This is a genomic window from Pseudomonas sp. SID14000, assembly GCF_002165135.1.
Lineage (GTDB): Bacteria > Pseudomonadota > Gammaproteobacteria > Pseudomonadales > Pseudomonadaceae > Aquipseudomonas.
The window spans coordinates 100,207-123,801 of record NZ_NFZQ01000009.1; the positions used below are offsets into that span (position 1 = coordinate 100,207).

A 23,595-nucleotide genomic window follows, 5' to 3' on the forward strand; every position below is an offset into this window, starting at 1 on the left:
GACAGCCTTCCAGTTTCAGCGGTGCAGGACGTACTGGCCGCTGAATTTCACCGCAGGCTCGTCGCTTCCGGCATTGCTCACCGTGGTCTCCAGCGTCAACCGCGCCCGGCCGCGGCGCTGGTACAGGGTCACGAAACGCTCCCAGGTCTTCTCATCCGGCGCCGCACACCGCGCCACCGCCGCCCCGGTAACCGGCAGCGGATAGCTGATCTGCCCTTCCTGGATGACGATATGCCCGTCATCGATCCCCGACTCGCGCAGGCGCAGGTGCAGCCAGCCCCAACCCACCAGCACCGCGGCGCAGTACAGGCTGCCGCCGAACATGGTGCTCTTGTGGTTGACGTTGGCCGCCAGCGGCAATTGCAGGCGCAGGGTGTGCTGCTGCCAATCGAGCACTTCCAGCCCCATTTCGCGGGTCAGGGGGATGTCGCCATGCAGGACGGACTGCAGGTACTGGCTATCGCTGTTCATTAACGGTTGTCCTCTTGATCGTCATGCCCGCCGCTACCGCCGTCGAAGCTCAAGCCGTGCTTGCGCAGCTTGTCGTGCAGGGTCTTGCGGGGGATGCCCAGCGCCTCGGCCAGGCTGCGCATGGAGCTGTGTGGCTGGGCCAGTTCGGCAGCGATCAGTGAGCGTTCGAACTGCTCGACCTGTTCGCTGAGGTTGCCGCTCGGTATCGGTGCCGAAGGCATTGCCGCAGGTGGCGCCTGGCCGTCCAGGGCCAGTTCCAGGCCAAGGGCGAAACGCTCGGCGGCGTTCTGCAGCTCGCGCACGTTACCGGGCCAGTCGTGACGCAGCAGCATGGCGCGCTGGGCCGGCTGCAGGGCATGCGGCGGCAGGCCATGGCGCTGGCTGGCGGCGTCGGCGAAGTACTGGAACAGCACCAGGATGTCATCGCCGCGTTCGCGCAGCGGTGGGATACGTAGCGGCGCCACGTTCAGGCGGTAATACAGGTCGGCGCGGAAGCGCCCCTGGTCGGCAGACTGGCGCAGGTCTTCCTTGGTCGCGGCGATGATGCGGATGTCCAGCGGGATCAGCTGGTTGCCGCCCAGGCGCTCGACCACCCGTTCCTGCAGCATGCGCAGCAGTTTTACTTGTACATCCAGGCTCATGCTCTCGATTTCGTCGAGAAACAGCGTGCCACCGTTGGCAAACTCGAATTTGCCGATGCGGCGTTTCTGCGCGCCAGTGAACGCACCGGGCTCATGGCCGAACAGCTCGCTTTCGACCACCGACTCGGCCAGTGCGCCGGCGTTGATCGCCACGAACGGTCCGTCGCGGCGGCTGGACAGGTCATGCAGGGCACGGGCCACCACCTCTTTGCCTGCCCCGGTTTCACCCAGGATCAGCACATCGGCGCGGGTGCCGGCCAGGGCGCCGATCTGCTCACGCAAGCGCTGCATGGACGGCGACTGGCCTACCAGGCGGGTGGCCAGTTGCTGGCGGTCGCTCAGGGCCAGGCGCAAGCTACGGTTGTCCAGCACCAGGCGGCGCAGGGCCAGGGCGCGGCGCACGCTGTCGAGCAGGGCGTCGCTGGCAAAGGGTTTTTCCAAGAAGTCATAGGCGCCGGCGCGCATCGCCTGCACCGCCAGCGGCACATCGCCGTGGCCGGTGATCAGCAGCACCGGCAGCTCGTTGTCACGGCCGTGCAGTTGTTCCAGCAGCTGCAGGCCATCGATGCCCGGCATGCGGATGTCGCTGACCACCACGCCGGGCCAGTCGGCCTCGATGCGTTCGGCCAGGCCTTGGGCATCGGCCAGGGCGACGACCTTGAGCCCGGCCAGGTCCAGGGTCTGGCTCAGGGCCTGGCGCAGGTGCGGATCATCATCGACCAGGATGACCTGGGCTCGGCTGTCGATCAGTGTCTCGGTGGTCATGCCGAGGGGTCCTCCGAATTGGGCAAAGTAGCGCCAGGCGCGGCCACACGCAGCTGCAGTGTCAGCAGTGCGCCACCTTCCGGGTGGTTGGCCAGCAGCAGTTCACCGCCCAGGGCGCGCATCAGGCTTTCGCAGATGGCCAGGCCCAGGCCCAGGCCCTGGGTGCGGGTCTTGGTGGTGAAGAATGGCTCCTTGGCGTGCTCCAGGGCCTGGCGGCTGAAGCCGGGGCCGTTGTCGCGAATGTACAGGTAGACGCAGTCATCGCGCTGCTCGGCACTTAGCCACAGGCGGCGCGGATTGGCCTTTTCGGTCAGGGCGTCGAGGGCGTTGGCCAGCAGGTTGCCGAGCACCTGCCGCAGGCGGGTCTCGCCGGCCTGTACCCATAAGGTGGCTTCCGGCAGGTCGCGGATAAGCTCGACGGCCATTGCCCGGCGGCGCTTGGCCAATAGCGCCAGGGCATCGTCCAGGGCCGGCTGCAGGGCCACGCTCTCCGGGGCATGGCGGTCACGGCGGGCGAAGGCGCGCAGGTGGGCGATGATCGACGCCATGCGCCCGGTCAGCTCGCCAATCAGCTTGAGGTTGCCGCGGGCGTCCTCGATACGCTGGTGGTCGAGCAGGATCTCGGCGTTTTCGGCGTAGCTGCGGATGGCGGCCAGTGGCTGGTTGAGCTCGTGGCTGATACTGGCCGACATGGTGCCGAGTACCGACAGCTTGCCGGCCTGCACCAGTTCGTCCTGGGCGCGCACGGCCTCCTGTTGGGCGTTCTCGCGTTCCAGTACGGCGCTCTTGAGCCGGGTGTTCAGGCCTTCGAGGTCGGCGGTGCGCTCGGCCACGCGTTTTTCCAGTTCCTGGCGGCCACGGGCCTCGAAGTCGATGCGGTCGATGTAGTGGCGGCGTCGCTGCATCACCAGGCCGGCGAGCAACATCAGCACCAGCAGGGTACCAGCACCGATGGCCATCACTGTTTGTACCGAACGGTCGACCAGCATGCGCGGGGCAAGGATGCTGACCTGCCAGCCGGTTTCCTTGATATCGCGGGTCTGGCTGATCCAGGCGTCCGGGTTGAGCACCAGCGGTTGTGGGGCTTGGGTCGGGTAGGGCTGGATGGCGATGATGGCCTGGCGCTCGGCCTCGGTCAGCGCGCGGGTCGCGCGGAAGCGCCAGTCGGGCCGCGAGGTCAGGATGACCACGCCATTGTGGTCGGTCAGCAACAGCTGCTCGGGGGTGCGCCCCCACAGGGTTTCGGTGTGGTCGAGGTCGACTTTGACCACCAGTACGCCAACGATGCGTTCACGGTCACGCACGGCAGCGGCAAAGAAGTAGCCGCGCTTGGCCGACGTGGTGCCTTGGCCGAAGAAGCGCCCCAGGCGGCCGGCCATGGCTTCGTTGAAGTAGGGGCGGAAGGCGAAGTTGCGGCCGACGAAGCTGTCGCGCTTGTCCCAGTTGGAGGCGGCCAGAGTGTTGCCGCTGACGTCCATCAGGTACATCACCTCGGCGCCGGTCTGCTGGACGATGTCCTTGAGCAGGCGGTTGGCGTTGGTCACCGCTTCCAGGCGCAACGGGTCGGCCAGTACCCCGCGCAGCGCCGGCAGGTCGCCGAGTATCTGCGGCAAGGTTTCGTAGCGATGCAGGGTACCGAGCAGGTTGGCGACATACAGGTCGAGGGTCTGGCGGTTCTGCGAGGCCAGTTCTTCCTGGTAGTAACGTTCGGCCAGGTGATGCAGGGGCCACAGTAATGGGGCCAGGCACAGGGCCAACAGGGCCAGGCTGCGCCAACGGGGACGGCGTGGGGGCGTGGGTTTTGCAATCATCACGTAAAGGCGTCAGAAAAGTCTGACGCAATTATGCGCTAGTTAAGGCAGCAGTTCCGCCTTTGCCAGCGGCAGGCCGAGCTTGTCCTTGTCTGACAGCACCGGTGGCTGCTGCAGCCGCCAGTCGATGGCCAGCGTCGGGTCATCCCAGCGGATGCAACGATCGGCGCCCGGGTTGTAGTAGTCGGTGGTCTTGTAGAGGAATTCGGCCGACTCGCTCATCACCGCAAAACCATGGGCGAAACCGGGTGGAATCCACAACTGGCGATGGTTGTCGGCCGACAGTTGCACCGCGACCCATTGGCCGAAGGTCGGCGAGCTTTTGCGCACGTCCACGGCAACATCACGGATTTCCCCCTGCACCACCCGCACCAGCTTGCCTTGGGTATTTTCTACCTGGTAGTGCAGCCCGCGCAGTACACCTTTGATGGAGCGTGAGTGGTTATCCTGGACGAACTCGACATTCACGCCGGTTTGCCGGGCGAACTCACGGGCATTGAATGCCTCGAAGAAAAAGCCACGGCTGTCACCGAAAACCTTCGGCTCGATGATCAGTACTTCAGGGATTGCGGTAGGGATTATGTTCATAGCGGTTCGCTGGCCCGTTTTACCCACGTATTGACCCTAGCCGGTCTCGCCGGTTTTTTCCGCATTGCGCTGTAACGGGCTTCACAAGGTCTGGCTATGGTAGATGTCATGCCGTCTCGCTCCTTGGGCACGGTTGTAATTGTGTCGATTGTTATCGGTTTATTGATGCTACCTGTTCGCGTATTTCGCGATTTTCGGGCTTCAAATATCGATATATATCGGTTATAAATTAGCAAACGCCCCAGCACAGTCCGGCTCAGGGCCATCACAGAGGTCAACCATGAAAACCCTCAACTCCACTCCCCGTGCCGATGGTTTCCACATGCCCGCCGAGTGGGCCCCGCAAACCCAGGTGTGGATGGTCTGGCCGGAGCGCCCGGACAACTGGCGCCTGGGCGGCAAGCCGGCGCAGGCTGCCCATGTGACTCTGGCCAAGGCCATTGCCCGCTTCGAGCCGGTAACCGTCGCGGTTTCCGCTGGCCAGTACGAAAATGCCCGTCGCCAGCTCGACCAGCCGAACATCCGCGTGGTCGAGATCAGCAACGACGACGCCTGGGTGCGCGATACTGGCCCGACCTTCGTCATCAACGACCAGGGTGAAGTGCGCGGGGTGGACTGGGGCTTCAATGCATGGGGCGGCTTCGACGGTGGCCTGTACGCACCGTGGAACCGCGACGAGGAACTGGCGGCCAAGGTGCTGGAAATGGAACGCTGCCAGCGTTACCACACCGAAGGCTTCGTGCTCGAGGGCGGCTCGATCCACGTGGACGGCGAAGGCACCGTGATTACCACCGAAGAATGCCTGCTTAACCGCAACCGCAACCCACACCTGAACCGCGAGCAGATCGAAGCGGTGCTGCGCGACCATCTGGCGGTGGACACCGTGGTCTGGCTGCCGGATGGCCTGTACAACGACGAGACTGATGGCCACGTCGACAATTTCTGCTGTTACGTGCGCCCGGGCGAAGTGTTACTGGCCTGGACCGATGATTCCAACGACCCCAACTATGCACGCTGTCACGCCGCCATGGAGGTGTTGAAGAACACCCGCGACGCCAAGGGCCGTGAGTTCATCGTGCACAAGATGCCGATCCCGGGCCCGCTGTTCGCCACTGCCGAAGAGTGTGCCGGTGTCGATCAGGTGGCCGGCAGCCAGGAGCGTGACCCATCAGTGCGCCTGGCCGGCTCGTACGTGAATTTCCTGATCGTCAACGGCGGCATCATCGCGCCAAGCTTCGACGACCCGGCGGATGCTGAGGCCAAAGCGATCCTGGCGAAGATTTTCCCCGACCACGAGGTGGTGATGATTCCTGGTCGCGAACTGTTGTTGGGCGGTGGCAACATCCACTGCCTGACCCAGCAGCAACCGGCGCCGGTCAAGCGTTGAGCGCACTGTGAATGAAGAGGCCCGTCATATGACGGGCCTTTTTTTTCGAAGGAGGCACCCGGAGGCCAGTGGTGGCATATTTTTTGTATTGTTTTCAGTTAGATAGCTCGGCCATGCCGCGCTCTCGGATCTGTAACAATACTTACCTAAATTAGCTGCTCACGGGCTAGGGAGTACGTGTAGAAATGAACGCAGCAAGTGAGTCGGCTTTGCGCCCATCGGCAGTGAATCACCAATCGCTCAAGCTTGTGGCGAAGTGGTTGAAACACCATGGAAGCATCAGGGTCAGGACGACCGACACACGACGTCTGCTTGCCGGACGATATCCTCAAGGGCTGATCAGCGAAGCAGAAATGCAGGCGCTGATGGCGGTGTGGCACTGATCGAATCGGTATCACCTGTAAAGGCCTCTTCGCGGGCGTGCCCGCGAAGAGGCCGGTACAGGCAACAAAGATCAGAAGCTGTAACTGCCGGTCACCACCAGGCTGCGCGGGTCACCTACCTGGATCTGCGCTGCACTGGTCGCCGAACTGTAGTAGGTCTTGTCGGCAATGTTGCTCAGCGCCGCCCGCACATCCCAGTCATGGGTGCGGTACCCCGCCAATGCATCCCAACGGCCATACCCCGGCAACACCGTGGTGTTCTGGTTGTCCGCATAACGCTCACCCACTAGCGTCAGGCCGGTTTCGGCGTACCAGCCCAGCTCCGGTTTCCAGGTCACGAACAGGCTGCCGTTGCGCTTGGCCACGTCATTGATGCGGTTGCCTTCCTGCCCGTTGTTGTCCTTGACGATGGTCGCATCCTGCAGGCCGATACCACCGCGTACATACCAGTTGCCAACGATATTGCCGGTGGCGGTCAACTCGATACCGCGCGAACGCTGCAAGCCGCTGAGCAGGATGTTTGCCGGGTTATGCGGGTCGCGGGTGCGGCGGTTGTACAGTTCCAGCTCGTAGATGGCCAGGGTGGTGGTCAGCCGCTGGTCGAGCCAGTCGCTCTTCACCCCGATTTCCTTCTGCCGGGTTTCTTCCGGCTTGGCGTCGTTACCGTTGCCCTTTGCGCCTGGGGTGATGCCGATCAGACCACCACCTACCGGCGAGAAGGTCTTGCTCCACGAAGCGTAGAGCGAATGGTCGCGCCACGGTGTGTAGACCACGCCCAGGCGTGGGCTGGTGCTATTGCTGTCCTGTGGTTCGCGGCGGCCATCCTTGTCGGTGGTCTGCACTTCGAACTGGTCAAAGCGTACGCCGGCAAGAACCTGCCACTGATCGTTCAGGCGGATCTGGTCCTGTAGGTAAAGGCCGCGGCTATCGACCACGGTGTGGTTGTCACTCCACAGTGCCAGGTTGCCATTGAGTTGCTGGTTGCGGCCGGGTTTGCCCAGGCCCTGCAGTTCTTGGTCAACCGCCTTATACAGCACCGGATCACGCTTCTGGTTGCCGAACTCCAGGCCCAGCAACAGCTTGTGCTCCAGGCCCAGGGTGTCGAAGTCGCCCTCGGCCTCCAGGTTGTTGAACAGGTTGCGGGTGTTAAGGTCCTGCTGCCAGCGCTGGCGGGTCAAGACATCGGTGCTGGCGTTGTAGCCCGTGACGTAAGTGTTGTCGAACTCGCTGTCGAGCTTGAACAAGCCCAGGGTATGGCGCAACTGCCAGGTTTCGTTCAGCTGGTAGTTCAGGCGCGAGCGCAGCGACTGGGCGCGGTCGTCGATGTAGTCGCGCTGGGTATCGCCATAGGTGGTGCTGCGGCTGACATCGGCCGGGCGGCCGTTGACCCCGGGGATGCCACGGTCCGGGGTGCGGTTGTAGCGGCTGTATTCATATTGCACCAGCCAGTTCAGGTCGGGGGTGACCTGCCAGCTGATCGACGGGGCGAACAGCTGGCGGCTGCCGTCGATGCCGTCGCGGAAGCTGTTGTTGTCCTGGTTGCCCATGTTCAGGCGCAGGCTGACGGTGTCGCTGGGGTCGGCGCTGAGGTCGGCGTACAGGCTGCGCAGGTCTTCGCTGCCGGCCTGTGCCTCGATGGTCGAGCGGCGGCCATGCTCCGGTGCCTTGCTGACCCGGTTGACGATACCGCCCTGGCTGCCACGGCCATACAGCACCGCTGCCGGCCCCTTGAGCACTTCGACCCGCTCGATGTTATGCAGGTCGCGAATGTACTGGCTGTCGTCGCGAATGCCGTCCAGGTAGAAGTCGTTGCTGGCCTCGAAGCCGCGGATGCGCACGCTGTCGAAGCGGGTGTCGGCACCGCTGCTGACGTTGGGAATGCCTTCCAGCGCCTTGCCCAGGGTATTGCTGCCGTAATCCAGCACATTGGCGGTCTTCACCGTGTCGATGGCCTGCGGCACATAACGTACCGGCGTCGAGGTGCGGGTCGCGGTGCTTACCTCCTTGACCCGGGGGGTGTCTTTCTCGCGTTCGCTGTCGGCGGTGACCGACAGTTCCGGCAGGGTGGTGGTGGTGGCACTGGCCAGGCCAGCGTTGAACAGCAGCGACAGGCCAAGCGTCAGGGGGGAAAGGCGGCAAGGTACAAGCATGGGCGCATCCGGAGCTAGCAGGTGAAAATAAGCGCGAATGGTAATGCTTGCTATTTACTATTGCATGTGGATTTGTAAAGGCTTGTATTTACATATGTGTCCCTTTGTAACAACCTCTGCCGCCCCGCGCGCCCCGGTAGGAGCAACCTTGCGCTGCGAAAGCGTCTGAACAGGAAAACTGTCCGTTCGATCAAAAGGACTTTTCGCACGAGAGATAAATTGCCCACTGATAGCGCCACCCGGTATGGAAATGCGCTGGGACCGTCGGTGATTTTGGTTATATCAACCTGCATTTCACGACTTTTTGACATTTGTAATCGCACGCGGCTAGGATTCGGCCAACGCCTGCTGGCCATGATCTTGGCCATGCTGCTGCCAGAGGCCGCCGTGTGATTACCGGCAGGCCTTCCAGTCTGGATCCGCATAGCGTCGAACCTACGAAGGGGCGTTGGTTCCTGGCGTCATATTGCAGAGCGTTTTTGATTAAGAAATAAGGAAAACAACATGTTGAAAACCAGGATCAGCCTGGTCGCCCTGGCGATGATCGCCGCGACCCAGGCACAGGCCAATGATCAGGCCGACAGCAAAGGCTTCATCGAGGACAGCCACGCCAACGTCCTGCTGCGCAACGCCTACATCAACCGCGACAAGAAACACGGCACCGACGACCAGATCGAATGGGGCCAGGGCGTCATCGCGAACTTCTCTTCCGGCTTCACCCAGGGCACCGTCGGTGTCGGCGTAGATGCATTCGGCCTGTATGCCGTGCGTCTGGACGGCGGCAAGGGCCACAACGGTGGCGCCGGTGTCGACTTCTTCAAGCCTTCGGACTTCAAGGACGAGAATGGCAACGCCAACTCGCCGCACAACCTGGCCCGTGGTGGCGCTGCAGTGAAGTTCCGCATCTCCAACACCGTGCTCAAGTACGGTGACCAGATGCCGGCACTGCCAGTGCTGCAGTACGACGACGCCCGTCTGTTGCCAGAAAGCTTCACCGGTACCCTGATTACCTCCAAAGAGATCCAGGGCCTGGAACTGAACGCCGGCCGCTTCACCCAGGAAGCGCGCAAGAGCGCCGAGCGCCGTGACGGTGGTGGCCTGAAGTCGATCAACGTCCTCGGTGGTAGCTACAAGTTCACCGACAACTTCACCGCTTCGCTGTACACCGCCGACAACGAAGACGTGATGAAGAAGCACTACCTCGGCCTGAACTATGTCTTCCCGATTGCCAACGACCAGTCCCTGACCCTGGACTTCAATGGCTACAAGTCGGACATCGACGACAAGTTCGTGAAATCCGCTGGCCTGAACGGCGACTCCAACACCATCTGGAGCCTGGCAGCCACCTACGCGTACGGTGCGCACTCGTTCACCATCGCCCACCAGCGCAGCACTGGCAGCACCGGCTACAACTACGGCTGGTACCAGAACGAGGGTGGCGTGGGTGACGGTGGTTCGACCATCTACCTGGCCAACTCGTACTGGTCCGACTTCAACGCCGAAGACGAGCGTTCCTGGCAGCTGGGCTACGGCCTGGACTTCGGTGCCTACGGCATCCCGGGCCTGACCTACAAGCTGGCCTACGTGGTGGGTGACAACATCAACACCCGCAACGTCGCCAACCCGCAGGGCTTCGGTGAAGGTAAAGAACGCGAGATCTTCAACCAGATCCGTTACGTGGTGCAGGACGGCCCGGCCAAGGACCTGTCGATCAAGCTGCGTAGCTCGTTCGTGCGTACCAACAACGCCGTGCAGCAGAACGGTTACAACGACGACGGCAACGAAGTCCGCGTATTCGTCGAGTACCCGATCAGCATCTTCTGATCCTGATCTGATGGCCTAGCGGCTGCTTTGCAGCCCATCGCGACACAAGGCCGCTCCTACATGAGATTACGTACTCCTGTAGGAGCGGCCTTGTGTCGCGAAAGGGCCGCAAAGCGGCCCCCGGCTTTCACGCCGGCTCCACTTCCCTGCGCCGTACCCCGGCAACCTTCACCTCTCCCTCCCCAGTCTCCGGCGCAAAGCTGTCACTACGCGCCATCCGCCACATCCGCGCATAAAACTCGCTTTCAATCGAGCTACTGAGCAATTCGCCCGGCTTGAGGAATGTGTGCAGATCCGAGAACAGCCCGATTTCGCTGGGGCTGATACGCCGCGCCAGGTGTTTTGGCTTGAGCTCCGAAGGGTGTTCCAGGCCCGCGGCAGCCAACATTTCGGCCAGCGCATGCAGTGTGTTGCGGTGGAAACTGGCCACCCGCTCGGCCTTGTCCGGCACCACCAGGGCGCGCTGGCGCAGCGGGTCTTGAGTGGCCACGCCGGTCGGGCATTTGTTGGTATGGCAGCTCTGCGACTGGATGCAGCCGATGGCGAACATGAAGCCGCGCGCGGAGTTGACCCAGTCCGCCCCGATGGCCAGCACGCTGGCGATGTCGAAGGCGCTGACGATCTTGCCCGCCGCGCCAATGCGGATACTGGCGCGCAGGTTCAGGCCGACCAGGGTGTTGTGCACGAACATCAGGCCTTCGCGCATCGGCACGCCCATGTTGTCGCTGAACTCGCGTGGCGCCGCACCGGTACCGCCTTCCTTGCCATCGACGACGATGAAGTCCGGGGTGATACCAGTGGCCAGCATGGCCTTGGCAATGCCCATGAATTCCCAAGGGTGGCCCAGGCAGAATTTGAACCCCACCGGCTTGCCGCCCGACAGCTCGCGCAGGCTGGCAACGAAGTGCAGCAACTCGACGGGTGTGCGGAAGGCACTGTGCGCCGCCGGCGAGATGCAATCCTCACCCACGCGCACGCCACGGGTTGCGGCAATTTCGGGGCTGACCTTGTGCCCCGGCAGGATGCCGCCGTGGCCCGGCTTGGCGCCCTGGCTGAGCTTGATCTCGATCATCTTCACCTGCGGCGAGCGCGCCTGCTCGGCAAAGCGCTGCGGGTCGAAGCGGCCGTCCTCGGTGCGGCAGCCGAAGTAGCCACTGCCAATTTCCCAGATCAGGTCACCGCCGTGTTCGCGGTGGTACGGGCTGATGCTGCCTTCGCCGGTGTCATGGGCAAAACGGCCCATGCGCGCACCGCGGTTGAGGGCAGCGATAGCGTTGGCACTGAGGGCGCCGAAGCTCATGGCCGAGATATTGAAGATCGACGCCGAATAGGGAAGGCGGCATTGCGGCCCGCCAATGGCGATGCGGAACGATGCCGGGTCTGGCGTGGCCACTGGCAGCATGGAATGGCTGATGAACTCGAAGCCGGGCTTGTAGGCATCGTTGAGGGTGCCGAAGGCCTTCTCGGCGCTTTCGTTCTTGGCCCGGGCGTAGACCAGCGAACGCTGCGAGCGGGAGAACGGCAGCTTGTCGTCGTCGCCTTCGATCAGGTACTGGCGGATTTCCGGGCGGATGGTTTCGATCAGGTAACGGATGTTGCCCAGGATCGGGTAGTTGCGGCGCACGGCGTGGTGGCTTTGGCGCAGGTCGTTCAGGCCGACCAGGCTGAGCAGCGCGGTGATCAGTGTCAACGGCCACAGCCAGGCATGCTGGGGTAGCAGCGGCAGGCTGGCGAAGGTGAATAGCAGGCAGAGGGCGAGGCAGGCGTAGCGGCTGGGTAGAGAGTGTTTCATGGGTCCATCGCAGGCAGGATGACCGGGCATAGGATAGGCAAAGGCGGGGAGGGGAAAACCTGGGTAATCGGTAAAAGACTGTTACCTGAATGTAGGGCTCTGTACATGGTTCAAGGCAGATGCGGTCCATGTGGGCTTTAGCCGCGAAGAATCCAACGCGGTGCATGGCACCGGCTGCGCCGGTGTTCGCGGCTAAAGCCGCTCCCACAGGGCCCTGCTAATTCAATGAGCTATGTGCAGTTCTATGAGAGCTCGGCTTGCCGGCTATGGGCCGCACAGCGGCTCCATTTCACCTGGGCCCAGTCCCTTGCTCGCGATCAATCGGCTTCTCCAGCCGGTCCTCGAAACTGTCCCAGTCCTCGCCAAACAGTTCCACCGGGTGCATGGTCCGACTCGCCCCATTGCCACAGGCTAATGACTTGGCCGGGCAATACAGGTCGCAGCCCCAGCAGATACGCTCCGGGTGGCTGGGGTTTGTGGGGAATTTCTTGGCCATGGTTTCCGTCCCTCAAGGGCTGACTGATCTCAGGCTATGCTGCGTGCTGGCGTCAGGCTTGATTGAGATCAATCTTGGGGAGGAGTACAGCCACTACAAGCAACTGACCCAACATTATCGGATCAGTGTTGAGGTGGACGCGTTGCCAACTGGGCATAGCCATTCGGCAGATGATGGGCATCTACGAAGTGCCGGGTTTGCAGGTCTAGTACCAGGCTCATCAGGCTGGATACGGGCTCAGCCACGCCCCAGGTAGCAGCAACCTTGTCGTAACGGTTTACCGCTTGCGCCTTTTCTACCTGTTTGCCATTCAGATCTTGAGCCAGGTCCTTCCAGCGGGTGACCAGCTTCTTCATCTGCTCGGCTTGTTCCGGCTTCATGCATGGGAAACGGCGAAGCCGGTCAACCAGATACATCAGGCGCCGCTTCCTTACGGGGGCGAGCCTTGGCATGTTCAAGCGATTTTCCAGTGCTTCGCGCATATCCTCGTTTCTGTACCAGAAGAGGAGAGCGAAAGTCTCGGCAACGGCCTTGTCGAGCTTGTCCAGCGAGGTTTTTGTAGCTTGAACGACCAGGTGCTCAAGTGCCTGACGGGCATGTTGATCAGAGGGGGGCATGTCAGAGGACACAAGCGCCCAGAGTTTTTCTAGCGAGTAATCGAGCGAGGAGGTGTCGCAATGCCGGGCCCCATGCGCCGTATTCGAGGGCACAGTCATCGCCTCGCTGGTATTACGCCTCAGCAGGAAAATCTAAAATTTACGATAAATCGTGGCGGGGTCGGGTGGGCGAGTCAAAGCGTTTATGTTGGAAGACGTGTCTGGTCTCAGCCTGCGCTCTTCTTTGGGATCGTTGGGGGCCGCTGCGCAGCCCATCGCAGGCAAGCCAGCTCCTACACCGACCGCATCGACCTCAAGGCCAAGGCTGATGTGGTTGGGCGACTCTGAAAACAAAAAAGGCCCACCTTTCGGTGAGCCTTTTTTGATACTTCGTATGGTGCCGGCACCAGGAATCGAACCCGGGACCTACTGATTACAAGTCAGTTGCTCTACCATCTGAGCTATACCGGCAATGGGGCGTCATTATAACGATCGGTTGGCGCCTGTAAACCACTTCGTTGCGAATGTTCGCAAATGACCTAAGTCACCGACCTGAAAGAAGAATTTTCCTACCAGCCGCGATGGATGGTGGTGACGCTTGGCTCGGTTTTGCCCGGGTTGAAGAACAGCTTGTCGTTGTCGCAGCCGCGCTTGCGGCAGGGGCTTTCGGTGCGCAGGGGCAGGCCGTTGTCGCCGCCCAGCTGCATGCCAGGGTGGTTCCAGCCCAGGCTGCTGGTGGGGTGGGGAGCGGTGCCGCTGGCGCAGCCGGTCAGGGCCAGGGTGAGGGTCAGCAGGGCGAGGGGCTTGGTCTGGGTCACGATGGTCGGGTCCGTTAGTCCATGTCGGTTCTGGCGCAACGCCAGAAGGTCGCGGGGCTGGCGGGCAGCGCGCGACGTCACTTTTTAATGATTTGGGGGGCGGATGATACACCGTTGGGCGGGATCAGCGGTGGGGCTTTAGCTTTTTGTTGCCTGTACTGGCCTCTTCGCGGGTGAACCCGCTCCCACAGGGATATCACTGTTCTCAAGCCTTGTGTGATTCCCAGTGGGAGCGGGTTTACCCGCGAAAGGGCCATCAGCTGTACGAAAATTCTGAACTAGGGGGCTAATGCCTTCAGGGTTTGGATGCTTCGGAACTATCCTACGCGCGCCGCCGAAGTATCGCTGTTGTCGGGGAAATGGCTCACGGATACCGTTTTCGGGTCGCTCTGGCGACCGGGTGTGAGAACCCTGATCGAATAAGCGTTACCCATTTATGGTGGCCGTACGCGGGCAGACTTCGGTCTGGCCGGGCTTCCTTATTCGACCGGTTTCTCACCCCGCGTACGGCTGCCACCCAAATCCGTGAGAAAGATTTCTGGCAGTCCCCTCCCCGAGTAAGGATTTATGCCATGAAGAAAACCATCATCAAACCCATCACCACCGCAGGCGTGGAAACCTTCCTCGCAGCCGGCAACCCATCCCTCAATCTGCTACGCGTCGAGCCCGGTGTCCCAGTCGATGCTGCCTACGAACATGTCTCGATCCTGATGGGCTACATCAAGCACCTGGTGCGCGAGGGGGATATGGAGGATGACCATAAATTCCTGGGTGCCGCCGATTATCTGTGCGACATGGCCAAGGCGCTGATGAACGATATCGAGATTGCCAAGAACAAGGCGCATTGAAAGGCTCCCACAAGGCACCGCGCAAATCAGGCCATTCTGAGTAAGGCTTTAGACGCAGTCGCCAACCACAAGAAATGTTTATGCACAAGTGGCATCGGCGACTTGCGCGAAAGGCATGCCGGAGCGCTACACCGCCTGTCTTTGCGCAAACGCCTGTTTTTACTGGCCTTGACGGGCAAGCCGGAATAAGCCAAACGCTTGAAATAGCGCTTGGATCCAACAGGTAATCACAAGCTTGTTCACAGAGTTATCCACAGGTTGTGCTGCGGCTAACGGTCGCGTTCGGCGAGGATAAGCAGGTTGCGCGGGGTGAGTGGGTAGTCGCAGAACAGGCCAAGGCGCACGTTGTAGCCTTGTTCTTCGAGGAACAGGGCGCGATCGAGTACCAACCACAGCTCCAGCGGCCGGCGGAACAGGTTGCGCACACGCTCCAGGTTGCGGACCTCGGCCAGGCGCTGCCAGCCGGCGGCTTCCAGGGCTGCCCAGTCCGGGTTGCCAGTCAGCTGCAATTGCTTGAGTTCGGCCAGGTCGCGGCAGTATTGCTCGAAAGGCTTCTCCAGCCAGGCCACAGGTAGTGAAGGTGTCGGCAGGTACTCGTCAGTCTGGCGCTGCTGGCGTTGCAGCAGGTCGAAGCCCAGGCGCCGGGCCATCGAGGTGTCGCGCTGGCGACGCACGCGGGCGCCGGCGGTAACGGTTTCGCTCAAGGGTAGGCCCAGGTCGTCCAGTGACAGCCGCAGGCTGGAGGCTTGGGCGGCTGTGGATAACGCCTGGTATTGCTGCGCCGCTATGCGGTTGTAGCAGCAGGGCGCCACGGCCAGTTGCCGGCAACCTTGCTGGCTGGCCAGTTGCATCAGGCGTACATGCAGGTCGCCACAGGCATGCAGGGCGACCACGCTTTTGTCGCCAGCCAGGTGGCGGGCGCTGTCGTCGGCCATCACATCCTGGTGCACATGCTGCGCCGGCAAATGGTGGTGCGCGCTCAGGGCCTGGCCGGCGGCGACCAGCTCGGTGTCGTACTCCAGGCAGGTCAGCTGCTGGCCGGGTTGCAGCAGGCGGCGGCCCAGGTGGCCTTTGCCGGAGCACCAGTCCAGCCAGTGGCGGGGCTGTTCACGGAAGGCCAGGTGGCTGGCGAAGGCTTCGATCTGCTGCCATTTGCGGCCGGGGACGGCGACGTCGAGGCGGTGCGCGGCGGTAGGCAGATCGGTTTTCGGGAGGTTACCGAGGGCCGAAAGCTGTCGGGCTTGCTGGGCCAGTTGCGGGAACGGGGCGGGCAACGTGGCCGCGGTGGTGTCGGTTTCGGCGTCTGCCAGGGAGCATTGGCGCAGGTGGGCGGCAAGCTCGGGGTGGGCGGTTTCCCAGGCCAGGTGCAGGGTGGTGAAGGGGCGGGGTTTCCACAGCTGCTGGTGCTCGATCAGGAACTGGTCGAGGGCCTGGAAGCGGGTGCTCAGGTGGGGGCTGTGGAGGTGGTTGGGCATGGGGAGGAAGTGTGTTGGGTTTTAGGGCCTCTTCGCGGGTGAACCCGCTCCCACAGGTATAGTGCACAGCTTGAAGGCCGTGGGGTCTCTGTGGGAGCGGGTTTACCCGCGAAGAAGGCTAGGTGGTCTAGCGGCCTTGGCACGCATCCACGCGCAACCAGCGCTCCAGCAGCTTGAAGCCTTGCACCAGTACGAACGAGATCACCAGGTAGAACACCCCGGCGGCAAAGAAGATCTCTACCGGCAGGTAAGTGCGGGCGATGATGGTACGGGCCATGCCGGTCAGTTCCAGCAGGGTCACGGTACTGGCCAGGGCACTGGCCTTGAGCATCAGGATCACTTCGTTGCTGTACGCCGGCAGGCCGATGCGCGCGGCGCGTGGCAGCATGATGTAGAACAGTGTCTTGCCCCGCGACATGCCCAGCGCCCGCGCCGCCTCGATCTCGCCCTTGGGGATCGACTGCAGCGCGCCGCGCAGGATCTCGGCGATGTAGGCAGCAGTGTGCAGGGTCATGGTCAGCACGGTGCACCAGAACGGGTCGCGCAGGTACGGCCACAGCGAACTCGAACGTACCGCGTCGAACTGCGCCAGGCCGTAGTAGACCAGGAACAGCTGCACCAGCAGCGGCGTGCCACGGAAGAAGAAGATGTAGCTGAACGGTACCGCGCGCACGTACCAGTGGCGCGAGGAGCGGGCGATGCCCAGCGGGATGGCCAGGATCAACCCGGCAACTACCGCGATGGCCACCAGCTCCAGGGTCAGGGTCGCGCCCTGGGCCAGGCGTGGCAGCCATTTGATGATGACTTCCCAATTCATTGTTCGGCCCTCGCAAAGCCGCGAGCGGCGCGTTTTTCCATGAAGTGCATGCCGATCATGGCAATGATGGTCAGGCTCAGGTAGATGCAGGCCGCGACCATGTAGAAGGTGAACGGCTCTTTGGTCACCGTCACGCCGATTTGTGCATGGCGCATGATTTCTTCCAGGCCGATCACCGACACCAGGGCGGTGTCTTTCATCAGGATCATGAACAGGTTGCCAAGGCCGGGCAGGGCAATGCGCCACATCTGCGGCAGGATGATCCGCGACAGGATGCGGCCCTTGGACAGGCCCAGCGCCAGGCCGGCCTCACGGTGGCCCTTGGGGATCGCCAGGATGGCGCCACGGAACACTTCGGTGGCATAGGCGCCGAAGCACAGGCCCAGGGCTATCACGCCCGCAGCGAAGGCGCTGAGCTCCAGGCCCGGCAGGTTCAGGGCTTCACCGAGGGTATTCATCAACCCGACGGTGCCGAAATAGATAAGCAGTACCCAGAGCAGTTCGGGCACGCCGCGAACCAGGGTCGAGTAGAAGCCGCCAAGCCATTGCAGCGGCTTGATCGAGGAAGTCTTGGCCAGGGCGCCGAGCAGGCCCAGCACCAGGCCCAGCAACAAGGCGCAAAGCGCCAGTTTTACGGTCATCAGGGTGCCGGCCATCATGGCCGGACCGAATCCGTGCAGGTCGATATTCATGGGCAGGTCATTCTAGGGACTGGCGCGCCGCAAGGGCGCGCCGGTCGGGGCGGATCATTCGATGCTGAACGGGAAGTACTTGTCGTTGATCTTCTTGTACGTGCCGTCGGCCTTGATTTCTGCCAGGGCCTTGTTCAGGTCGTCGCGCAGCTTGGTGTCACCCTTGCGCACGGCAATGCCGATCTTGTCGCTGTCCATCACCGGCTCGCCCTTGAACTCGAAGTTCGAGCCGTCTTTGCTCTTCAGCCACTCGTACTGCACGTACTTGTCGGCCAGGATGCCGTCGATACGGCCGGAAACCAGGTCGAGGTAGGCGTTTTCCTGGGTGTCGTACAGCTTGATCTCTACGTCGTCACCGTAGTTGTCTTCCAGCCAGGTGCCAGCCAGGGTGGCGCGCTGGGTGCCGATCACCTTGCCCTTGAGCGAGGCCTTGTCGGTCTTGAAGTCGGCGTTTTTCGGCGCGATGAACTGCAGCTTGTTGGAGTAGTACGGCTCGGTGAAGTCCACCGCCTGCTTGCGCTCGTCGGTGATCGACAGCGACGACACCAGGAAGTCGAACTTCTTGGCGTTCAGGGCCGGGATGATACCGTCCCAGTCGGAGGTGACGACCGAGCACTCGACTTTCATCTTGGCGCACAGGGCGTCGCCGATGTCTTTGTCGAAGCCGACCACGTTACCGCTGGCATCCTTGTTGTTGAACGGTGGGTAGGCGGCTTCGATACCCATGCGCAGTTTTTCTGCGGCCAGGGCGTTGGCCGACATTACCAGCGTGGCAGCAGCTGCCAGGAGGAACTTCTTGTAAGTGTGCATGTATTGCTCCGTTAGCGGTGGCTGGACATGAATTGCTTGCAACGCGCCGAGGTCGGGTTTTCGAAGACCTGCTGCGGCGATCCCTGCTCTTCGACCAGGCCCTGGTGCAGGAAGACGACTTCACTGGACACATGGCGGGCAAAGCTCATCTCGTGCGTCACCAGCAGCATGGTACGGCCTTCTTCGGCCAATGCGCGGATAACGTTTAGCACTTCCTGGACCATTTCCGGGTCGAGCGCCGAAGTTGGCTCGTCGAACAGGATGACCTTGGGCTTCATGGCCAGGGTACGGGCAATGGCGGCGCGCTGTTGCTGGCCACCGGAAAGCTGGGCGGGGTAGCTGTGGCGCTTGTCGTAGATGCCGACCTTGTTCAGCAGCGCTTCGGCGGCCTCGATAGCCTCGGCCTTGCTCTGGCCGAGCACGCGGCGTGGCGCCTCGATGATGTTGTCGAGGATCGACATGTGCGGCCACAGGTTGAAGTTCTGGAAGACGAAGCCGATCTCGCTGCGCAGGCGGTTGATCTGGCGGTTGTCGGCGGCGACCAGGTCGCCGTTCTTGGCGGCCTTGAGCTTGAGGGCTTCACCGGCGACCAGGATTTCGCCCTGGTGTGGGTTCTCGAGCAGGTTGATGCAGCGCAGCAGGGTGGACTTGCCGGAGCCGGACGACCCCAGGATGGAGATCACGTCACCGTCGCGTGCGGTCAGCGAAATGCCCTTGAGAATTTCCTGCTCGCCGTAGCGTTTGTGCAGATTGCGGATTTCCAGCGCGGGCGTGGCCTGAGCCATGTGCGGTCCTCATGTGTACGGGTGCGTTCCCAGCTGTTGGCGGCCTTCCTGGCGTGCGCCACGCTAGCATAGCGGCATTATCACGGCCAACAGGGTCGCTGGGGACTCGGGGCGCTGGTGGGGCAGTTTGTCGCATCGTTGCAGTGCAACGTCGCGCGGATGTCCGCGAAAGCGTCGCCCAGCACCAGAGCCTTGATGAAAAAAGGCGCGATGGTGCCAGCTTTGGCCCGCTCATGGAAGCGGTTTTGACCCATTCGCGGGTAAACCTGTTCCTACAGACTAGACGATCTCCGTAAGAGCGGGTTAACCCCTGAAGGCCTCAAGGAGGTTTTAGGTTGTACCTGCGGGTTGCACTTTTTTGCATTGCAGCGGTGCACGGGTGTTACCGGGGAGCACCTTTGGTGCGTTTGTAAGTGGGTATTTCAGTAATCCGATGATTTGGCGGCCTTTCGGTCAGCCGCTGGCCGAAAGCCCTCCAAACCGCGTTATAAAAGGCTCGCCGACTTTTCTGACGAATGTATTCAGCACATGGCGCGCTTATTGCCAGCAGGAAACCGCCGATTGCAGCGACGCCTAGGTCAACCCGGGCGCGCTCTGTACCCGCAGTCGGAGTGGTCCACTCCTTACAAAGGTAGTTTTAATGAGCGGTAACAATTCCAATGACCTCGCTCAGGGGCTCAAACAACGGCATGTAACCATGCTGTCCATCGCTGGCGTCATCGGTGCCGGCCTGTTCGTTGGCTCCGGCCACGCCATCGCTGCTGCCGGCCCTGCCGTGCTGCTGGCTTACGCTGCCGCCGGTACGCTGGTTGTGCTGGTCATGCGCATGTTGGGTGAAATGGCAGTCGCCTCGCCTGACACCGGTTCGTTCTCTACATATGCCGACCGCGCCATCGGGCGCTGGGCCGGTTTCACCATTGGCTGGTTGTACTGGTGGTTCTGGGTGCTGGTAATTCCGCTGGAGGCCAACGCCGCCGCGGCCATCCTGCATGCCTGGTTCCCTGCGGTCGACCTGTGGGCGTTCTCCCTGGTCATCACCCTGGTGCTGACCCTGACCAACCTGTGCAGCGTGAAGAACTACGGTGAATTCGAGTTCTGGTTCGCCCTGCTCAAGGTGCTGGCAATCATCGGCTTCATCGCTGTGGGTTGTGCTGCCTTGTTCGGCTTTGTGCCGAGCAGCCAGGTGAGCGGTGCCAGCCACCTGTTCGACACCCAGGGCTTCATGCCCAACGGCCTGGGCGCGGTACTGGCAGCCATGCTGACCACCATGTTCTCGTTCATGGGTACCGAAATCGTTACCATCGCCGCTGCCGAGTCGAAGGACCCGGGCAAGCAGATCAGCCGTGCCACCAACTCGGTCATCTGGCGTATCTGCCTGTTCTATCTGGTATCGATCTTCCTGGTGGTGGCCCTGGTACCGTGGAACGACCCGGCCCTGGCCGAGACCGGTTCCTACCAGACCGTACTGAGCCGCATCGGCGTTCCGAATGCCAAACTGATCGTCGACATCGTCGTGCTGATCGCCGTGACCAGCTGCCTGAACTCGGCGCTGTACACCTCGTCGCGCATGCTGTTCTCGCTGAGCAAGCGTGGTGACGCCCCGGCCATTGCCCAGCGCACCACCAAGTCGGCTACCCCGCACGTGGCGGTTCTGCTGTCCACCGCAGCGGCGTTCCTCTGCGTGTTCGCCAACTTCGTGGCCCCAGCCCAGGTATTCGAGTTCCTGCTGGCCAGCTCTGGTGCCATTGCGCTGCTGGTGTACCTGGTTATTGCCATATCGCAGCTGCGCATGCGCGCCCAGCGTGAGGCCCGTGGCGAGAAGATCACCTTCAAGATGTGGCTGTTCCCGGGCCTGACCTGGGCGACCATTGCCTTCATCATTGCCATTCTGGTGGTAATGGCGCTGCGTGAGGACCACCGCGCCGAAATCATCGCGACCGCACTGCTGAGCATTGGTGTGGTGGCGGCTGGCTTGCTGGTGCACCGCAAGCGTGAAGCTGCCGGGCGGGTGGCGCTGGATAACTGATCCGCGCTGGCTGCAATGAAAAGGCCGCGCCCTGTGTAGGGCGCGGCCTTTTTTGTTGCCTGTACCGGCCTCTTCGCGTGTAAACCCGCTCCCACAGGTACACCACATATCTCAATTTCTGTGATATCCCTGTGGGAGCGGGTTTACCCGCGAATGGGCCGGGGCAGGTCACATGGCACTGTCAACCAAACTGCTTCTGCTGCTGTTGCTGCTTGGCAACCAGCTCAGAAGCCGCCACATAAGCTGCCTGGAACTCATCGCTCTCCAGCCAGGCCATGGTGGCCTCTTCATCGGCCCCGTCCAGCCATTTGCGGTAGGCATTGAACACCAGCACGATGTAGTCGGTGGCGTGTTCTTCCTTGTGCCCCTTGAGCACCAGGGCCAGCAGCGGGTCTACCAGGAACACCGAAATCATCGGCACCAGGCCGCCTTCCTGGGCTTCCTTCATTTTCTTGAACAGTGGGTCGTAGCTGCCCGATTCCATGGCCTTGTTATACACCTGCTCGATGCTGGCGCTGTCGCCGGCGCTGGCCTTGACTGCCTGGCCGCTGCGTACCATGCGGTTCTGCTTGGCCTTGCTGGCGGCGCGCTTGGCGCGTTTCTGTTGCTTGGTAGGGGTGGCCATGGGGCAATCCTTGGGTGTGTCTGAAAGTGCGCGTATTGAAGCGCAATTGCCCGAGAAACCCAAGCCGTGTGCCCAGGTCACGTAGGCTGGGGCCTTCTGCCATGGACATGCCTCCTGATTATGCCTGCCATCCGGCCTGCGTAACGTCTCTCCCGCTGTAACTCATGTTCGGGTGACAGCTCGACATTGCGCCAAATCGGCGTTTTCAAATGCGCACAGCTGCGCTGAAGGAGAGAGCGATGAAGCACTACTACCTTGTGACCCTGTACGGCTATGACGAGGAGGGTGACCTTTTCTATTCGACGGGGTTCGCAAAATGCATCCGGCAGTCAATCACCAAGGCTGACCTTGAGGCGATTGTTCAAAAAGGCAAAGAGGACAGTGAGTTCGAACTCCAACTGCACGGAGTTTCCTATCTGGGCGAAATGACCGAGGATGCCTTCGAGCATCTTCGTTCCATGCAGGACGAATAAGATTCGCCCGCAGCCCGTCTTCGGGCTGCGGTGTCTGTCGAGGCAGGTCGAGTTTTCAGGCTGCTGGCTGGGGTGCCTCGTCTTCCTCGAACCCGCGTGAAGCCCGGCCTACTAGCAGAGGGTCGGGTGCATGTGCCACCTGAGGGTCCTTGCCCGGATAGTCCAGCGCGTGCAGGAAATGCCGGATGCAATTGATCCGCGCCCGCTTCTTGTCATCGGACTTGATCACTGTCCATGGCGCATCGGCCGTGTCGGTATGGAAGAACATCGCCTCCTTGGCAGCGGTGTAGTCGTCCCACTTGTCCAGCGACTTGATGTCGATGGGCGACAGCTTCCAGTGCTTGAGCGGGTCGTCCCGGCGCGATATGAAGCGGCGCAGTTGCTCTTCCCGGTTCACCGAGAACCAGTACTTGAACAGCAGGATGCCGCTGTTGCACAGCATCCGCTCCAGGTCCGGGGCCTGGCGCATGAATTCCAGGTACTGCAGCGGCGTGCAGAAGTCCATCACCTTCTCGACCCCGGCGCGGTTGTACCAGGAGCGGTCGAAGAACACCATTTCACCTGCCGTGGGCAGGTGCTGGATGTAGCGCTGGAAGTACCACTGGCCTTTTTCCTGCTCGGAAGGCTTTTCCAGGGCAACGATGCGCGCACCACGCGGGTTGAGGTGCTCCATGAACCGCTTGATGGTGCCGCCCTTGCCTGCGGCGTCGCGTCCTTCGAACAGGATCACCACGCGCTGGCCGGTCTCCTTCACCCAGCTCTGTACTTTCAGCAACTCGATCTGCAGCGCGTGCTTGGCCTTTTCGTAGTCCTGGCGACGCATGCGGGTGCGGTAGGGGTAGCTGGCCGGCAGCTGGGCCGAAGTGCTGTCTTCGTTGCTGCCCTTGGGGGCCGTGGCGACTTCCATGGCAGCAGGTTGCTGGCTGATGCTGGTGATCGTCGGCTCCGGCTTGCGCTGGCGTGGGCGGCGCGTGCGGGCTGTGATGATGGCGGGCTCGCTGGGGGCGGGGAGCAGGAGGGGGGATTCTTCGCTCATGGAGGTCCTTGCGGGTCGAGTCGGATTTCCGTCGTCGATTGTGAAGGTGAGCGAGTGATGGCTATTTGATACTGGTCAATGAGGCAGGCGGGTTATTAAAAAATAACAGACAACAAAAAACCCGCACTAGGCGGGTTTCTTGTTGTCGCTTCGGGTAACTTTGCAACCACCAGAAGCTTGAAGGTGGTGCCCAGAGACGGAGTCGAACCGCCGACACGAGGATTTTCAATCCTCTGCTCTACCGACTGAGCTATCTGGGCGACGAGGTGAATTAAATAGACTTTCA

General features: G+C 61.8%; 22 protein-coding genes and 2 tRNA genes. 6 read left to right on the forward strand and 18 right to left on the reverse strand.

The window, feature by feature from the left end:
• Positions 1 to 15 precede the first annotated feature (15 nt).
• From CAY82_RS15060 to rfbC, 4 genes are read right to left on the reverse strand one after another with little or no spacing between them, the layout of a single operon-like run.
• Entirely contained in the window at positions 16 to 471 is a 456-nt protein-coding gene (locus CAY82_RS15060; protein WP_087501932.1) for a YiiD C-terminal domain-containing protein, read from the reverse strand.
• Positions 471 to 1,877: a sigma-54 dependent transcriptional regulator gene (locus CAY82_RS15065; RefSeq protein WP_087501933.1), complete on the reverse strand. Its 1,407-nt coding sequence runs from the start codon at positions 1,875 to 1,877 to the stop codon at positions 471 to 473. Before CAY82_RS15065 ends, CAY82_RS15060 begins: the two co-directional genes overlap by 1 nt.
• Positions 1,874 to 3,688, reverse strand: coding sequence for an ATP-binding protein (locus tag CAY82_RS15070; RefSeq protein ID WP_087501934.1), 1,815 nt, complete (start codon positions 3,686 to 3,688; stop codon positions 1,874 to 1,876). Before CAY82_RS15070 ends, CAY82_RS15065 begins: the two co-directional genes overlap by 4 nt.
• Before the next feature lie 42 nt (positions 3,689 to 3,730).
• Entirely contained in the window at positions 3,731 to 4,276 is a 546-nt protein-coding gene (gene rfbC, locus CAY82_RS15075) for a dTDP-4-dehydrorhamnose 3,5-epimerase (RefSeq protein WP_087501935.1), read from the reverse strand.
• A gap of 280 nt (positions 4,277 to 4,556) precedes the next feature.
• Between rfbC and aguA the strand changes: the two genes are divergently transcribed.
• Both aguA and CAY82_RS15085 read left to right on the forward strand, forming a co-directional pair.
• A complete protein-coding gene (gene aguA, locus CAY82_RS15080) occupies positions 4,557 to 5,663 on the forward strand; it encodes an agmatine deiminase (protein ID WP_087501936.1) in 1,107 nt (368 codons plus the stop codon).
• 185 nt (positions 5,664 to 5,848) lie between these two features.
• Positions 5,849 to 6,046, forward strand: a complete 198-nt coding sequence (locus CAY82_RS15085; RefSeq protein WP_087501937.1) for a hypothetical protein — start codon at positions 5,849 to 5,851, stop codon at positions 6,044 to 6,046.
• Positions 6,047 to 6,117: 71 nt separating this feature from the next.
• On the opposite strand, the gene CAY82_RS15090 is transcribed toward CAY82_RS15085, so the two are convergent.
• Positions 6,118 to 8,196 (reverse strand): TonB-dependent siderophore receptor, encoded by a 2,079-nt coding sequence (locus tag CAY82_RS15090; RefSeq protein ID WP_087501938.1) that lies wholly within the window; start codon positions 8,194 to 8,196, stop codon positions 6,118 to 6,120.
• Between the two features lie 504 nt (positions 8,197 to 8,700).
• On the opposite strand from CAY82_RS15090, the gene CAY82_RS15095 reads away from it, so the two are divergent.
• The gene (locus CAY82_RS15095; RefSeq protein WP_087501939.1) at positions 8,701 to 10,020 is read left to right on the forward strand and encodes an OprD family porin; all 1,320 of its coding nucleotides are present in this window, start codon (positions 8,701 to 8,703) and stop codon (positions 10,018 to 10,020) included.
• A gap of 127 nt (positions 10,021 to 10,147) precedes the next feature.
• Here the strand turns inward: CAY82_RS15095 and CAY82_RS15100 are convergent, their stop codons facing one another.
• The 5 genes from CAY82_RS15100 to CAY82_RS15120 form a co-directional block, all read right to left on the reverse strand.
• Positions 10,148 to 11,812, reverse strand: a complete 1,665-nt coding sequence (locus tag CAY82_RS15100; RefSeq protein WP_087501940.1) for an FMN-binding glutamate synthase family protein — start codon at positions 11,810 to 11,812, stop codon at positions 10,148 to 10,150.
• A 289-nt stretch (positions 11,813 to 12,101) separates the two neighbouring features.
• Positions 12,102 to 12,308: a DUF3079 domain-containing protein gene (locus tag CAY82_RS15105; protein ID WP_063914479.1), complete on the reverse strand. Its 207-nt coding sequence runs from the start codon at positions 12,306 to 12,308 to the stop codon at positions 12,102 to 12,104.
• A gap of 122 nt (positions 12,309 to 12,430) precedes the next feature.
• Positions 12,431 to 12,925 (reverse strand): hypothetical protein, encoded by a 495-nt coding sequence (locus CAY82_RS15110; RefSeq protein WP_087501941.1) that lies wholly within the window; start codon positions 12,923 to 12,925, stop codon positions 12,431 to 12,433.
• Positions 12,926 to 13,299: 374 nt separating this feature from the next.
• Positions 13,300 to 13,375 (reverse strand) — tRNA-Thr (locus CAY82_RS15115).
• A 98-nt stretch (positions 13,376 to 13,473) separates the two neighbouring features.
• A complete protein-coding gene (locus CAY82_RS15120; RefSeq protein WP_046614507.1) occupies positions 13,474 to 13,722 on the reverse strand; it encodes a hypothetical protein in 249 nt (82 codons plus the stop codon).
• Positions 13,723 to 14,294: 572 nt separating this feature from the next.
• Between CAY82_RS15120 and CAY82_RS15125 the strand changes: the two genes are divergently transcribed.
• The gene (locus tag CAY82_RS15125; RefSeq protein ID WP_087501942.1) at positions 14,295 to 14,570 is read left to right on the forward strand and encodes a DUF3077 domain-containing protein; all 276 of its coding nucleotides are present in this window, start codon (positions 14,295 to 14,297) and stop codon (positions 14,568 to 14,570) included.
• Between the two features lie 269 nt (positions 14,571 to 14,839).
• Here CAY82_RS15125 and CAY82_RS15130 read toward each other — a convergent pair whose 3' ends face one another.
• The 5 genes from CAY82_RS15130 to CAY82_RS15150 form a co-directional block, all read right to left on the reverse strand.
• Entirely contained in the window at positions 14,840 to 16,045 is a 1,206-nt protein-coding gene (locus CAY82_RS15130; protein ID WP_087501943.1) for a methyltransferase, read from the reverse strand.
• 127 nt (positions 16,046 to 16,172) lie between these two features.
• A complete protein-coding gene (locus tag CAY82_RS15135) occupies positions 16,173 to 16,862 on the reverse strand; it encodes an ABC transporter permease (protein WP_015268628.1) in 690 nt (229 codons plus the stop codon).
• Positions 16,859 to 17,554: an ABC transporter permease gene (locus CAY82_RS15140; protein ID WP_087501944.1), complete on the reverse strand. Its 696-nt coding sequence runs from the start codon at positions 17,552 to 17,554 to the stop codon at positions 16,859 to 16,861. Before CAY82_RS15140 ends, CAY82_RS15135 begins: the two co-directional genes overlap by 4 nt.
• Positions 17,555 to 17,608: 54 nt before the next feature.
• Positions 17,609 to 18,364 carry an ABC transporter substrate-binding protein gene (locus CAY82_RS15145; RefSeq protein WP_087501945.1) on the reverse strand — a complete coding sequence of 252 codons (756 nt, stop codon included), beginning with the start codon at positions 18,362 to 18,364 and terminating at the stop codon, positions 17,609 to 17,611.
• 11 nt (positions 18,365 to 18,375) lie between these two features.
• Entirely contained in the window at positions 18,376 to 19,149 is a 774-nt protein-coding gene (locus CAY82_RS15150; RefSeq protein WP_003257472.1) for an ABC transporter ATP-binding protein, read from the reverse strand.
• Positions 19,150 to 19,789: 640 nt separating this feature from the next.
• On the opposite strand from CAY82_RS15150, the gene gabP reads away from it, so the two are divergent.
• A complete protein-coding gene (gabP, locus tag CAY82_RS15160) occupies positions 19,790 to 21,175 on the forward strand; it encodes a GABA permease (RefSeq protein WP_087501946.1) in 1,386 nt (461 codons plus the stop codon).
• A 181-nt stretch (positions 21,176 to 21,356) separates the two neighbouring features.
• Here the strand turns inward: gabP and CAY82_RS15165 are convergent, their stop codons facing one another.
• Positions 21,357 to 21,800, reverse strand: a complete 444-nt coding sequence (locus CAY82_RS15165) for a hypothetical protein (RefSeq protein ID WP_013970488.1) — start codon at positions 21,798 to 21,800, stop codon at positions 21,357 to 21,359.
• Between the two features lie 239 nt (positions 21,801 to 22,039).
• On the opposite strand from CAY82_RS15165, the gene CAY82_RS15170 reads away from it, so the two are divergent.
• Positions 22,040 to 22,273 (forward strand): hypothetical protein, encoded by a 234-nt coding sequence (locus tag CAY82_RS15170; protein ID WP_087501947.1) that lies wholly within the window; start codon positions 22,040 to 22,042, stop codon positions 22,271 to 22,273.
• A gap of 55 nt (positions 22,274 to 22,328) precedes the next feature.
• On the opposite strand, the gene ppk2 is transcribed toward CAY82_RS15170, so the two are convergent.
• Together ppk2 and CAY82_RS15180 are read right to left on the reverse strand one after the other, a co-directional pair.
• Positions 22,329 to 23,180: a polyphosphate kinase 2 gene (ppk2, locus tag CAY82_RS15175; RefSeq protein ID WP_170931084.1), complete on the reverse strand. Its 852-nt coding sequence runs from the start codon at positions 23,178 to 23,180 to the stop codon at positions 22,329 to 22,331.
• A gap of 313 nt (positions 23,181 to 23,493) precedes the next feature.
• Positions 23,494 to 23,569, reverse strand: a tRNA-Phe gene (locus CAY82_RS15180).
• Positions 23,570 to 23,595: the final 26 nt, after the last annotated feature.

Coding starts and splice junctions, on each gene's coding strand:
- CAY82_RS15060 (WP_087501932.1), bottom strand. CDS start 471: ATGAACAGCGATAGCCAGTACCTGCAGTCCGTCCTGCATGGCGACATC.
- CAY82_RS15065 (WP_087501933.1), bottom strand. CDS start 1,877: ATGACCACCGAGACACTGATCGACAGCCGAGCCCAGGTCATCCTGGTC.
- CAY82_RS15070 (WP_087501934.1), bottom strand. CDS start 3,688: ATGATTGCAAAACCCACGCCCCCACGCCGTCCCCGTTGGCGCAGCCTG.
- rfbC (WP_087501935.1), bottom strand. CDS start 4,276: ATGAACATAATCCCTACCGCAATCCCTGAAGTACTGATCATCGAGCCG.
- aguA (WP_087501936.1), top strand. CDS start 4,557: ATGAAAACCCTCAACTCCACTCCCCGTGCCGATGGTTTCCACATGCCC.
- CAY82_RS15085 (WP_087501937.1), top strand. CDS start 5,849: ATGAACGCAGCAAGTGAGTCGGCTTTGCGCCCATCGGCAGTGAATCAC.
- CAY82_RS15090 (WP_087501938.1), bottom strand. CDS start 8,196: ATGCTTGTACCTTGCCGCCTTTCCCCCCTGACGCTTGGCCTGTCGCTG.
- CAY82_RS15095 (WP_087501939.1), top strand. CDS start 8,701: ATGTTGAAAACCAGGATCAGCCTGGTCGCCCTGGCGATGATCGCCGCG.
- CAY82_RS15100 (WP_087501940.1), bottom strand. CDS start 11,812: ATGAAACACTCTCTACCCAGCCGCTACGCCTGCCTCGCCCTCTGCCTG.
- CAY82_RS15105 (WP_063914479.1), bottom strand. CDS start 12,308: ATGGCCAAGAAATTCCCCACAAACCCCAGCCACCCGGAGCGTATCTGC.
- CAY82_RS15110 (WP_087501941.1), bottom strand. CDS start 12,925: ATGCCCCCCTCTGATCAACATGCCCGTCAGGCACTTGAGCACCTGGTC.
- CAY82_RS15125 (WP_087501942.1), top strand. CDS start 14,295: ATGAAGAAAACCATCATCAAACCCATCACCACCGCAGGCGTGGAAACC.
- CAY82_RS15130 (WP_087501943.1), bottom strand. CDS start 16,045: ATGCCCAACCACCTCCACAGCCCCCACCTGAGCACCCGCTTCCAGGCC.
- CAY82_RS15135 (WP_015268628.1), bottom strand. CDS start 16,862: ATGAATTGGGAAGTCATCATCAAATGGCTGCCACGCCTGGCCCAGGGC.
- CAY82_RS15140 (WP_087501944.1), bottom strand. CDS start 17,554: ATGAATATCGACCTGCACGGATTCGGTCCGGCCATGATGGCCGGCACC.
- CAY82_RS15145 (WP_087501945.1), bottom strand. CDS start 18,364: ATGCACACTTACAAGAAGTTCCTCCTGGCAGCTGCTGCCACGCTGGTA.
- CAY82_RS15150 (WP_003257472.1), bottom strand. CDS start 19,149: ATGGCTCAGGCCACGCCCGCGCTGGAAATCCGCAATCTGCACAAACGC.
- gabP (WP_087501946.1), top strand. CDS start 19,790: ATGAGCGGTAACAATTCCAATGACCTCGCTCAGGGGCTCAAACAACGG.
- CAY82_RS15165 (WP_013970488.1), bottom strand. CDS start 21,800: ATGGCCACCCCTACCAAGCAACAGAAACGCGCCAAGCGCGCCGCCAGC.
- CAY82_RS15170 (WP_087501947.1), top strand. CDS start 22,040: ATGAAGCACTACTACCTTGTGACCCTGTACGGCTATGACGAGGAGGGT.
- ppk2 (WP_170931084.1), bottom strand. CDS start 23,180: ATGGAAGTCGCCACGGCCCCCAAGGGCAGCAACGAAGACAGCACTTCG.